The organism is Nostoc sp. DedQUE02 (genome assembly GCF_034531035.1).
GTDB lineage: Bacteria > Cyanobacteriota > Cyanobacteriia > Cyanobacteriales > Nostocaceae > Nostoc.
The window spans coordinates 1-12,832 of sequence record NZ_JAVRBY020000111.1; the positions used below are offsets into that span (position 1 = coordinate 1).

General features: G+C 41.4%; 10 protein-coding genes and 1 pseudogene. 4 read left to right on the forward strand and 7 right to left on the reverse strand.

The features are described 5' to 3' along the window. Window positions 1–46: 46 nt before the first annotated feature. From RMX98_RS35195 to psbA, 4 genes and pseudogenes are all read right to left on the reverse strand, one after another. Window positions 47–1,243, reverse strand: a complete 1,197-nt coding sequence (locus tag RMX98_RS35195) for a pentapeptide repeat-containing protein (RefSeq protein ID WP_322678756.1) — start codon at window positions 1,241–1,243, stop codon at window positions 47–49. A gap of 387 nt (window positions 1,244–1,630) precedes the next feature. Further along, a complete protein-coding gene (locus tag RMX98_RS35200) occupies window positions 1,631–1,975 on the reverse strand; it encodes a hypothetical protein (protein ID WP_322678755.1) in 345 nt (114 codons plus the stop codon). Window positions 1,976–2,253: 278 nt separating this feature from the next. Beyond that, window positions 2,254–2,678: pseudogene (locus RMX98_RS35205) on the reverse strand (strawberry notch-like NTP hydrolase domain-containing protein); the annotation flags it as partial. A 244-nt stretch (window positions 2,679–2,922) separates the two neighbouring features. Beyond that, a complete protein-coding gene (psbA, locus tag RMX98_RS35210) occupies window positions 2,923–4,005 on the reverse strand; it encodes a photosystem II q(b) protein (RefSeq protein WP_322678752.1) in 1,083 nt (360 codons plus the stop codon). A gap of 162 nt (window positions 4,006–4,167) precedes the next feature. Here psbA and RMX98_RS35215 point away from each other — a divergent pair, with 162 nt between their 5' ends. Further along, entirely contained in the window at window positions 4,168–7,731 is a 3,564-nt protein-coding gene (locus RMX98_RS35215; protein ID WP_322678751.1) for an NB-ARC domain-containing protein, read from the forward strand. 433 nt (window positions 7,732–8,164) lie between these two features. Here the strand turns inward: RMX98_RS35215 and RMX98_RS35220 are convergent, their stop codons facing one another. Then, window positions 8,165–8,689, reverse strand: a complete 525-nt coding sequence (locus RMX98_RS35220; RefSeq protein ID WP_322678750.1) for an IS1096 element passenger TnpR family protein — start codon at window positions 8,687–8,689, stop codon at window positions 8,165–8,167. Window positions 8,690–9,032: 343 nt separating this feature from the next. Between RMX98_RS35220 and RMX98_RS35225 the strand changes: the two genes are divergently transcribed. Continuing rightward, window positions 9,033–9,218: a hypothetical protein gene (locus RMX98_RS35225; protein WP_409882101.1), complete on the forward strand. Its 186-nt coding sequence runs from the start codon at window positions 9,033–9,035 to the stop codon at window positions 9,216–9,218. Window positions 9,219–9,476: 258 nt separating this feature from the next. Here RMX98_RS35225 and pyrC read toward each other — a convergent pair whose 3' ends face one another. Beyond that, window positions 9,477–10,559 (reverse strand): dihydroorotase, encoded by a 1,083-nt coding sequence (pyrC, locus tag RMX98_RS35230; protein ID WP_322678749.1) that lies wholly within the window; start codon window positions 10,557–10,559, stop codon window positions 9,477–9,479. 80 nt (window positions 10,560–10,639) lie between these two features. On the opposite strand from pyrC, the gene RMX98_RS35235 reads away from it, so the two are divergent. Continuing rightward, a complete protein-coding gene (locus tag RMX98_RS35235; protein ID WP_322678748.1) occupies window positions 10,640–10,900 on the forward strand; it encodes a type II toxin-antitoxin system ParD family antitoxin in 261 nt (86 codons plus the stop codon). After that, window positions 10,897–11,208 carry a type II toxin-antitoxin system RelE/ParE family toxin gene (locus tag RMX98_RS35240; protein WP_322678747.1) on the forward strand — a complete coding sequence of 104 codons (312 nt, stop codon included), beginning with the start codon at window positions 10,897–10,899 and terminating at the stop codon, window positions 11,206–11,208. Before RMX98_RS35235 ends, RMX98_RS35240 begins: the two co-directional genes overlap by 4 nt. Window positions 11,209–11,258: 50 nt before the next feature. Here the strand turns inward: RMX98_RS35240 and RMX98_RS35245 are convergent, their stop codons facing one another. Further along, window positions 11,259–12,500, reverse strand: coding sequence for a cytochrome P450 (locus tag RMX98_RS35245; protein ID WP_322678746.1), 1,242 nt, complete (start codon window positions 12,498–12,500; stop codon window positions 11,259–11,261). Window positions 12,501–12,832: the final 332 nt, after the last annotated feature.

Genomic DNA, 12,832 nt, shown 5'->3' on the forward strand with positions numbered 1-12,832 from the left:
ATGGGTCAGCCACTTTATATAGTACATAAATACTATAAAATAGCGATCACGCTGTGCCAGTTGCGTAAGTCCTGTTAGTATCAGTGGTGATATTCCAGTCTTCAATATATGCCCCGGTAAGAGTTGCACCTGTAAAGTCTGTGCCATCAAGTTGGGTTTGTACTAGTTTTGCTCTGGATAAATCTGCGTTTTGCAGGTTAGCGTGGCTCAAGTCTGTACCGATGAAGCTAGAATCTACCAAATTCGCCCCTTGTAAGTTGACTCCCCGCAAATCCTTTCGGTCAAAATTATTGTTTTGCCCCTCGCCTCGTACTAACAATTGTCTTAGTTCTAGATGTTGAAGATAAGTGTTACCAGGACGAACACAGTTGAGTTGCTTTGCGTTGTGCCAGCAGGTTTGAGTAAGAATAGTGTTTCTAAAATCTGTATTTTTAAGTATGGCACAAGAGAACTCAACGTTAGTTAAATTTGACCCATAAAAGCTTGTCCCAAATGTAGTAGCAAAAGCAATAGCAAATGAGCGAACCCAAGAGTCTTTTTTATCTTCAGTTATAGTACGCCAACCAATGCAAATACTAAACAGTACAAAAGTTTCACATCCTAGCACAACTCCCAGCTTGGCTAATGTGAAGATACTAATTTTGCTCAGTACGAAGATTAAAATGGCAGATCCGCCCACAACAATAATGTTAATGATAACGGTGAAAATTAAACCCAAAAATTCAGCAATAGTTATAGTAATAGCAATAGCAATAGGCAGAGTAATAGTAATGGCAATTATAAGGATTGCAACACTAGCAAAGGCGAAAGCTCCATTGAAGAAGACGCTGATGATGGCTATGAAAACAACTCCAGTTCCAGTTATGATTTGTAAACCTGCTAATAATCCCTTACGAGCCGTGACAATAAAAAAAACTGTGAACTCAATTATACAAACTATACTAAAAAGGAATTTTGTCTCTATACTGTAATTGGAATCTGCAAAAAAGCCTAATAGAACAGCAGTACAAGTTAGTGAAAATAATGCTGAGATTACTGCTGATAATAATGTAATTAAAAATAAACTAATTATTGCCCAATGTTTTTGCAATCCGGCTTTTACACCAATGAATTTTGCTTCTTTCAAATTAGCATAGCTAAAATTTGCTCCACGAATATCTGCATAATTAAAATTTGCACCTATAAGGTTATGATTTTTAAAAGAACGGCCTCTGAGATTTTGATAAGAGAAGTCTAAAGGCATAATAAGGTAAAGAAATAATTGTGTTGACTCTCTGTTCAGCTTAATATTATTCTCAAATTATACTGTTTTTATAAAATTAAGTACCAAACTATATGATTTTGACTTACTTTACCGCAAATTCTCAATGGATTTATTTTTAAAAAATATCAAATTTGTAATAAATAAACTATACTTTCAGAATTAGATGGTTGTTTATCCTTATAATCAGTGTAATTTACTTATGTAAAACTGGCTATAAATAGTTAATTTTAAACAAAACTCTACCTATATATGACAACAAAGACATACCAAAAAATTAAAACTACTTCAAATTTGATATATTAAGAAACTAAATAAAAATATAAAATTTTTTGGGTATGAACACTTGATTTCTTAACCCACTTCTCTTTAAATCCCAATAGGAGTTTTTTTACAACCACTTATACACTCAATTAAATTTTTACCACTACTATTTTTTACACAATTTAAAATGCAGCTTATGGTAGTCATTCTAGAGCTAGAGAATAGTTCAGATACAAAAGCCTCAAAATCATCCTGAATTTTTGCTTCACTATCTAAGTTTAAATTCATTGTTATCGATGTTGTATTCTCATCAATAATCTTCCAAGATTCTTCTGAATATTTTTTTTCAGAAGACTCCATATCTTTAAAAATTTTAATTGAATCTAAAAATATTTTTTTCTGTTCAAGGGTTAAACTATTCAATTCTACGATTAAATCATTTAGATTCATGGTATGTCTTTCAGTTTTGTTACTAATATAATTTTAGGACTCTAGCTGCAAGTAAGTTTATTAAACTCAATTATTTCACTAACAGGATGACTTTGCACTACTATTATTGAGTAATATCATATAACTCCGCAATCCAAATTAGAAATTTTTAATCTACCAAGGTTTTTGATTGCTTTGCTCTGATTTAACCAATAATTTTCTTTTTGTAAAAGAATTTAAGGGCTACAGAGTTTATAAATTTTTCAGATCGACGATGGTTTTTAAAGTTAGGAGTGATGCGCCAGATACAGACCTAGCGCCTTCAAATCCCTAGCAACAACTTCCATTGCCGCAATGCCCCCAACTTCAATGGATTCCACAAAGTCTTCACGGGAGCTAAATGGGAAGTCGCCAGTCTGCCAAAGTCCCAAACGATTTGCATAAGATAGGTTAGAAACCTTCGTTGCTCCGGTGGCTGACACGTAGACAATCCGTGCCTGCGGTAATGCGTTTTGCAACCGCAGCCCAACAATGCCTTGCTGGGATGCTTTCATCATACCAAGTTTACCCTCAATAGCCATTGCATTGCATTGCCCATACTGTGGCACTCGTCATAGGCGATCGCTCCCTCAAAATCAACACCAGCCCAATCAACGATTTGTTTGAGCCGACTTTTGTTATTCTTTTGCGACCTTAAAGTTGAGTACGTTGCAAATAGAATACCCATCTGAGACATCAGCGTTTGATAGGTAAATCTTTCCCTGACTGCTGCCCAAAACATTAATCTCCCATAGTTCCAGCGCAACGGTAGTGTTGTAGAGTGCGTCAAATGCCAGTTGATATCACTGATGGAGAAGGGGAGATAATTTCAAATTTCAAAGTCTCTTTCCCAGATAGGGAGACGTTAAAAAACCCGGCTTCAACAAAGTAAGCCGGGGTAAGCACTTATAAAAAATGACAGTTAAACCTTAGCCGTTGATAACAGGAGCATTGAAAGCTACTGGTGCTGCTTCACCCGCAGCCAAATCTAGAGGGAAGTTGTGAGCATTACGCTCATGCATTACTTCCATACCCAAATTGGCACGGTTAATCACATCTGCCCAAGTGTTAATTACGCGTCCTTGGGAGTCGATGACAGACTGGTTGAAGTTGAATCCGTTCAAGTTAAATGCCATCGTGCTGATACCCAAAGCAGTAAACCAGATACCAATCACAGGTAAAGCTGCTAAGACAAAGTGCAGCCATCGAGAATTTTGGAAGCTGACATATTGCCAAAATAGCCGTCCCAGATAGCCATGAGCCGCAACGATATTGTAGGTTTCTTGTTCTTGACCGAACTTATAACCGTAGTTTGCAGATTCGGTTTCGCTAGTTTCACGAACTAAGGTAGAAGTCACCAAAGAACCGTGCATCGCAGAAATTAAAGCACCACCAAACACACCAATAACACCTAACTGATGGAATGGATGCATCAGGATATTGTGTTCAGCTTGGAACACCAACATAAAGTTGAAGGTTCCAGAAATACCCAAAGGCATACCATCAGAGAAAGAGCCTTGACCAATGGGGTAAATTAAGAAGACAGCAGTCGCAGAAGCCAGGGGAGCGCTATAAGCTACACAGATCCAGGGACGCATTCCCAAGCGGTAGCTCAACTCCCATTGCCGTCCCATGTAGCAAGCGCAACCAATTAAGAAGTGGAAGATTACTAGCTGGTAGGGCCCACCGTTGTAAAGCCACTCATCTAAAGAAGCCGCTTCCCAAATGGGGTAGAAGTGTAAGCCGATCGCATTTGAAGAAGGAACAACCGCACCAGAGATAATATTGTTGCCATAAATCAAAGAACCAGCAACAGGCTCGCGGATACCATCAATATCTACGGGGGGTGCAGCAATAAAGGCGATGATGAAGCAAGTGGTAGCTGTTAGCAGGGTGGGAATCATCAGGACACCGAACCAACCGATGTATAGACGATTATCAGTGCTGGTGATCCACTCACATAAGCGCTCCCAGACGCTGGCGCTAGAGCGTCTTTGTAAGGTAGTAGTCATAGTTTAGAATAATTTCAAGGATTTTGTTGATAATTTAAAGTTGTTGTTCGCCCTGAATCAACAACTGATAGCATCTTAAAAAAGTTGCTAAATCTTTGCAGTAACTAATAGTTATTCAAAGTTACAAGTTGGAGTTAACTTTAGTAAGCAACCTCTGGGTAAATGACTGTCGAAGAAGCCTTAGCCATTGTTGAAATAATTCTGGGAAAAACATCTCTAAATGACTTGCAAGAGATTATTTTTCGACAGTCATGGGAACAGAAAACGTATCCAGAGATTGCTGAAAAGTTTGGTTATGATGCCGACTACATCAAAATTGTTGGCTTTCGACTCTGGAAAATGCTCTCCAAGGCGATGGGTGAGAAAGTTACTAAAGATAACCTCCATTCGTCTTTGAGAAGATGGTGTTATCGTCAGAAGAATACTGGAGAAATCAAGCCTGATAATCATATAAAAACTTATCAAGACTGGGGTGAAGCGCTCGACGTTTCGATTTTTTACGGACGTTTCCAGGAAATTGCCACCTTAGAGCAGTGGATTAATCAAGACCGTTGTCGATTAGTGGCACTATTGGGGATTGGGGGAATTGGTAAAACTTCTTTATCTGTGAAGTTGAGTGAGAAACTTCAGGGATTTGAGTATGTTATTTGGCGATCGCTCTATAACGCCCCTACCATTGAAGCGTTACTCACTAGCTTGATTCAAGTTCTCTCTCACCAACAGCAGGGAGATTTACCCGAATCTGTCAGTGATCGCATTTCTCGACTGCTTAACTATCTCCAAAAACATCGCTGTCTGCTAATTCTCGATAATGCAGAGACAATCTTAACTAGCAATGAGGGTCGAACAGGTCAATATCGCTCTGGTTACGAAGGATATGGTGAGCTTTTTAAGCGAATTGGTGAGTTTCGCCATCAAAGTTGTTTGGTGCTGACGAGTCGAGAAAAGCCTAAAGAGGTGGCGGTACTTGAGGGCGAAAAGTTGCCTGTTAGAACTATGCAATTATCTGGTTTATCAATCGCTGATGGACAAGCAATTTTTAGCTGCAAAGGTAGCTTTATTGGCTCGGTTAATGAATGGCAAACTCTAATTCAATCCTATGGAGGTAATCCCCTGGCATTGAAGATTGTAGCTACGACCATCCGGGATTTATTTGATAGTAATATTTCTAATTTTCTTGCTCAAGGCACTGTTGTCTTCGGCGATATTCAAGATTTGCTCGAACAACAGTTTCAACGTTTATCAGCTTTAGAGAAATCAGTCATGTATTGGTTGGCAATCAACCGCGAACCTGTAAATTTTTCAGAAATACAAGTTGATTTATTATCATTGGTTACATCTTCTCAATTCCTAGAAGCATTGTCAGCTTTAGAAAGGCGAAGCTTGATTGAGAAAGGTAGTGGTTTATTCACATTACAGCCTGTATTGATGGAGTACATTACTAGTCGTTTGATTCAACAGGTTTGTGTTGAAATTGAAACTCAAAATATTTCTCTTTTCAAAACTCATGCACTGATAAAAGCGACGGCGAAAGACTATATCAAAGAAATTCAAATTTACTTAATTCTCAACCCTGTAATTAAAAAGTTGCTTTCTTTGTTCGGAACGGCAAATCGGATTGAAGCTCAACTGATGACAACTCTGGCATCACTTCGTGGCAAAAAACCAATAGATGCTGGTTATGTGGGCGGAAACACGATTAATTTACTTCATCAGCTGCAAGTAGATTTAAGCGATCGCAACTTTTCTAGTTTGACGATTTGGCAAGCTGATTTAAAAGGTGTGAATTTACACCAAACCAATTTCGCCTACTCAGATTTAACGAAATCTACTTTTACAGCAAATCTCAGCTATACCTTTACACTAGCAGTTAGTCCAAATGGCAATCTTCTGGCAATCGGGGATACCCTTGGTCAAATTTCCCTATGGCAAACAACAGATGGACAGCAATGCTTAACCTGGGAAGCACACACAGGTTGGGTGCGTTCTATTGTATTTAGTGCCGATGGACAAACCTTATTTAGTGGCAGTGATGACCAAACTGTTAAACAATGGGATCTCACAGGTCGATGCCTACAAGTATTCAGGATGCACACAGGCTTTGTTTGGTCTGTAGCCCAGGCTCGGCAAGAAAACTATTCAGTCCTTGCCAGTGGTGGTATGGATCAAACAGTTAAATTATGGGATATTCAGACAGGGGAATGTCTGAAAAGTCTTGAAGGACACACAGATTGGATCTGGGCGATCGCTTTGAGTAAAGATGGTAAAATTTTAGCAAGTGGTAGCGCCGACCATACTATCAAACTTTGGCATCTCAATACAGGTGAGTGCCAGAAAACACTGCAAGCACACACGGGGATTGTATGGTCTGTAGCATTTAATGCCGATGATAAAATACTGGTAAGTGGTAGCGCTGATGGCACTGTGAGGATTTGGGATTTAGAAGCAATGCAGTTGCAAACTCTCCACGGTCATACAGGCCATGTCTGGTGTGTAGCTTGTAGTGCTGATGGTCAAACGCTAGCAAGTGGCAGTGCTGATACAACAATTCGCTTGTGGGACATTCACACTGGAGAATGTGTGAAAACTTTGTCAGCGCACACCCACACAGTGCGATCGCTGACATTCACTCCAGATGGAAAAACCTTGATTGCCAGTGATGACAACCAAACTGTTAAGTTCTGGAATATTCATACAGGACAGTGTTTCCGAACTTTTCGCGGACATGGTAGCGGTGTGTGGGCATTAGCGACCTCTCCAATTGATGAAAATGACCGCAGCCAAGTCTTAGCCAGTGGTGAAGACCAAACAGTTAAATTATGGGATATTAATACTGGTAAGTGTATCAAAACCTTTACTGGTCATACTAATTGGGTACGAACCGTAGCTTTTCATCCCCAAGGTAATACCATTGCCAGTGGCGGTGCAGATGAAACAGTGAGAATTTGGGACATAGAGACAGGAGAATGTCTACAAGTCTTACGAGGTCATAGAAACTGGCTACTTTCAGTTACCTACAGTCCCAATGGACAAACTTTAGCCAGTAGTGGTAGCGACAAGCAGGTACGGATTTGGGATGTCAATACTGGAAAATGCCTCGGTGTGTTATGTAATCACACTAATATTGTCTCATCACTTGTTTATAGTCCTGATGGCAAGATGCTAATTAGTTGTTGTGCAGATTCCCTAATTCGAGCTTGGGATGTTGCTACAGGGGAATGCTTGAAAATTTTTCGTGGGCACACAAACGGTGTGTGGTCAGCTAAATTTAGTCCAGATGGGCAAACCTTGCACAGTAGCAGTCAAGATGCAACCATCAAAATTTGGGATTTCAAGACTTGCCAATGTCTAAAAACCTTGGAAGGACATACTGATGCTGTGATCAGTGCTGCCAGTCCTGATGGTTGTCTGCTAGCAAGCGGAGGAACCGACCAAACCGTGAGAATTTGGGATATGAAAACTGGGAAGTGCTTGAGAGTATTGATTGGACACACACGATGGATTTTTGCGATCGCATTTATCCATTCTCCGGTTAAAAGTCCAATTCTTGCTAGCAGCAGTGAAGACCAGACCATCCGCTTATGGAATGTCGAAACAGGTGAATGTCTGAAAATTCTCAGAACTCCTAGACCTTATGAAGGCATGAATATTACAGGAGTTATTGGTTTAACGGAATCTGTGCGATCGTCACTTTTGGCACTAGGAGCTATAACAGAAGGTTCTTAAATAAATGTCGGGCGAGGTTGTGTATTTGCCAGATAGTTAGGCTGTGGAATTGCAGAAGATGATACGGCGGGTTCCCCGTGATCAGTAATACCAATTCTTCTTTCATTAAGCAACAGATTCTTTCTCTTGAAAGTGCTACTAATTTAAGTTTATTAATTCCGAATTCGATTTTATATAAGCCACACCTATATCAGCCTTGAGAAAGTTTCGTCAACCCTATGGACTTGCTACTGTTATATAACAGTAGCAATAATTTGCCAAGTTATGGTAAATGAGGTTGTGGTTTTGAACTCTCAATTAACTAATCATCAGGTCGATTTACAAGATTGCACTATTTTTTATCAGCAAAGTAAGTTGGATTCGAGTTCAACCCCTATCCTATTGCTACACGGCTGGGGAATCTCTACTAGCCATCGTTAGCAAGCTTTTTCTTCTACTCAAAATCCGCATATTGCGGAGGACTAGCCCCGACTCGCTGAGTAATTTTAGGATATTTGCCTGATGGAACTGTGTCTGCAATGCTGATAACATCAATCTGATGCCACCAATCATCACCAAAATCGAACCAGTAACCAAAAGCATCATCTATAGATAAGCCCAAAGACTCAATTGAAGTACTAGACACATCTCCTGTAGGCTTTGGTGTCAAATCGGAACTTGAAAATGCTTGTTTTATGCAATAGCGTCTTGCATTTGGATCTTGCGGTCCTTTTCCTCCTACTTGAAATTCATACATATGTTCTTCTTCTCGGTCAAATGCTTTGAAGATGATTTTATGCAGATCCTGCAAATTATTGCTGCCTTCAATTTCGATGGTTCTAGACACCACTGGATTTTCTGCTGCAAATTCCTCTGTAATTGGGCCGTCAATTAGAAATACCTCCAGCACATATAGTGGATTGTGAGAAGGGTTAGTCGCTTTTTTGGAAGCATTTTCTGATTTTTTAGTTTTAGCCATATTCATTACAGGAATTTAGCTCACCCAGCTCCAGTTTTCTAGGATTTTATCCTTTTGAGTCGGTTTGAGTTTTTGAAATCAAACCAGAACTGTTGTGTATAAAGCCACTTGCATCAATCATTATTGTAATTGACTGTAGCGTTTTGATTTACTCTGTTCCACGCAAGGCGGGAGGATTTCCCAACGCCCGTCAGAGGTAATGAGAAGTTTGGCTTGTAATGAGGGTATAGCTATATCTTGAAGTGGCAGACACACTTCGCAAGCAATAATTTATTGGTCTAATACCAAGCTTGGGTGTAAATCAAGCCATCCACTCAATCCACTGCGGCGCATCTATCACCAGTTGAGCAAACTTCTCACGGTCAAGATCCTTAAACTCCAGCATCACGCCACGACACTCATTAATCGTTGCCCAAAGTATTGCCCATCTCCTCCAACAGCGATGGCGCTGTTTCGCCTACGGCTGGCGATCGCTAGCCGCAAGCAGAGGCGAAAAATGCTTTTAAAACCTCTTAGTAAGAAACTTTAGAACTTAAGTTTTTACTTGGGTTGCCACAATGGAGTGATATCAAGGCTTCCAGCAGCAGATACGGCATTTTTAGCCTGCGTCGGTACGGTTTACACCCCTTCATCTTTTGTAAAGGCATCGTAACATTTATTTATATAAAGCAATATTTGCTTATATCTCAAACTCAACCATCACCCCCCACCTTTCATCACTCGTCAGCGTACTGAGTAGCTCTTGTACCATACCAGATTCCACAACGGCTGATGCACAATGCGAATGTCATACCATTTGCCATGTCATTTCCTGCCCCGCCCCCAAAGGTACAAGCCCAGATTCCATAAATGGAACTTCATCAGGAATGCGCCAAGTCGTTTTGGACAAGGTAATTCGCTCGGTATTACGCGGCAGTTGATAAAAATCTGGGCCATAGAAGCTAGCGAACGCCTCCAGTTTATCCAGGGCTTTCACGCTTTCAAATGCTTCGGCATACAACTCAAGGGCGTGCAGAGCCGAAAAGCATCCCGCGCAGCCACAGGAACTTTCTTTACTGGTGCGGGTATGGGGAGCGCTATCAGTACCTAGAAAAAACTTCGGATTCCCCGATATTGCCGCTTGCAACAAAACCTGACGATGCTCCTCCCGTTTCAAAATGGGCAGGCAATAAAAATGGGGGCAAAGGCCACCTTTGAACAGGGCATTACGGTTAAACAACAAATGTTGTGGCGTAATTGTTGCTGCGATGGTGTTGGCAGACAGGACATACTGCACCGCATCCGAGGTGGTGATATGCTCAAGCACCACCCGCAGGTTGGGAAATCGCTGCTTGAGAGGGATTAAATGTCGCTCGATAAACACCTTCTCGCGATCAAACGTATCAACATCGTTATCGGTCACTTCCCCGTGCAGTAATAAAGGCATGTCCACCTGCTGCATTGCTTCAAAGATGCGATCGCCCTTTTGAATATCCGTCACACCGGAGTCTGAGTTGGTGGTTGCACCGGCTGGGTAGTACTTGACCGCTTTGATAAACTGAGATTCTTTCGCCCGGAGAATGTCGTCGGGGCTGGTGTTGTCGGTAAGGTAGAGCGTCATCAATGGCTCAAACTGTTGGCCTTCTGGAATGGCGGCGAGGATGCGATCGCGATAGGCTGCCGCATCTGCCACCGAGCGGATAGGGGGCTTCAAGTTCGGCATGATGATCGCGCGGGCAAACTGACGCACCGTGTAGGGCAGAACCACTTTCAGTGCTGCACCGTCGCGCAGATGCAGATGCCAATCGTCAGGTCGGGTGATGGTAAGCTTTTGCATCCTTTCATTATAAAACGGCAACAAGGGCTTCATGAGAATAGGGGCGATCACCATATTAGAAGGGATTGGCTATAATTTGATGTCGGATGAAAACTGTCAGCTAAAATAATGAAGGGAGTTATACAGGAACGCCAATGAATATCAGTATTGACATACCTGATGAGGTGCGCGTTTATGTAGAGGCACAAGTGATGGCAGGTGCTTACAGTAGCATCGGCGAATATTTTCTCTCATTGGTACAACAAGACCAAAAACGCAAGGCACAAGTGAAGTTAGAAGGACTATTGAAAGAGGGTATTGATTCTCTTGGGCAGCAAGTAACACCGGAATATTGGCAGAATTTGCGTTCTACCGTTTTAGGTCAGAACAGCATGGGGAACCAAAACGATACATGAACTATCGGTTAATTGTCAAAGACCGGGCAACGCAAGATTTACGACATTTGGCAAATTATATATTGGTTAATGGGAATACGGATGCAGCAGTTAAATTCTTAAATGCTGCGGAATTAACCTTTGCTCAGTTGTCAAAGACTCCTAGGATGGGAAAGGTAACGCAGTTGGTGGAATCGAGATTGGGTAAAATCCGACAATGGCGCATCAAGGATTTTCCGGATTATCTGATTTTATATTCTTTTGAGAATACTACCATTGAAATGCGGGCGAGTATTTCATGGAGCAAGAGATTTAGCAGATGTACTTAGCTCTTTAGACGAAGAATTTTAACCCAAAATAAAATTTCTAATCGCCACTATCACACTTTGTCAAACTCAATGTAGAGGTGCTTCAGTGTACGCATGAGTACGTTTGGTAAGTATTGGTATCCTTCTGATGCCAAGCGGATATTCTTTATCCGTAGCAGCAACCTTTTATAAGCGATGTGCATTTCCTTACGAGCAAGCATAGCACCTAAACAAAAATGAATACCATGACCAAAAGATAGGTGGTTACTTGCATTATGGCGGCGGACATCGAAACGCTCACTCTCCTGAAATTTTCTGGGGTCGCGGTTAGCGGCATCGAAACGAAGCATCACTAAAGACCCAGCTTTGAGATCGATGTCTTGGAGTTTTGTATCTTGCGTTACAACTCGCCACATTCCGGCTGTGGGGCTTTCCATCCGTAAAACTTCTTCCACTAAATTCTCTAGCAGGGAAGGATCTGCTTGTAGCAACCCAATCTGCTCTTGATTCTTTGTCAGCAACAACATCCCAGCTGTAAGGGCACTAGTGACCGTCTCATTACCTGCTACTAATATTTGCTGAATTATACTTAGCAGTTCAGCAGTGTCGAGCGCTCGTTCTCCAGCCACCTTTGCCTGTACCAAGTCGGTGATCAAATCATCTTCCGGCTGTTTTTTGCGTGACTTGATGACATCATGAAAATAATGTTGGAAAGCAACAACATCTTTAGCACACTCGATCTCCTGCTCTCTAGAAAGTAGATGACTTAGACGCGCAATAAAAGCATCAGACCATTTTTTGAACTTTGGCAGATCCTCTGGCGGCACACCTAATTGTTGAGCAATAACTTTGACAGGTAAAGGGACGGCAAACTCACTGACAAATTCACACTTGCTCCTCGTGATGAAACAGTCAATAAGTTCATCAACAATCTGCTCAATCAAATTATGCATTTTGTTCACACGCGACGAGCTAAATGCCTTATTCACTAGCGCTCGGAATCGCTCGTGTTCTGGCGGGTCTGCTGTGAGCAGGGTGTTCATCTGAGGCCAACCAAGATCCGAGATTTTCTGCAATTCATTATCTTGTTCTTCAATGCCTGCCAGTAAAGTAGAGAAATTGCTGGAGAATACTCCTGTATCTTTAAGGATTTCGTTTACTAAGTCATAGCTGGTAACAAGAAAGAGCTTGGCATCAGTTCTGGGACTTGGTAGTTCCATAATTGGTGCTTGCTCCTGAGCCAACTTGTAAAATTCATAAGGACACACAAGCAGTTCTGGGTCAAAGAAGTTGTAATCCGACAGATGCTTCATGCTTATAGTGGTGGTTAGTAATAATTTGCTTTGAGTCACTGTCAAGTCAACAAGATCATAACAGTTTAAGGGCAACCTCTAAAGCTTTATCTTATCTGCGGGATTGCATCCTTGACCAAACGCTAGTAGTCTGCCAACCCAAAAATGCTGCGTGATGGCTGGGTAAAGGGGAAGGGGTAAGGGGTAAGGGCTTTCTCCCTTCCCCTTTCCCCTTTCCCCCGCCAACGCCAACGCCAAGTTCACTTGGCGAACTACTAGTGGGACTTAAACAAAAATCAAGCCCAAATATAGCCTAAACTAGCTTTATAAGAAGCAAACAGGTTACGATTAAG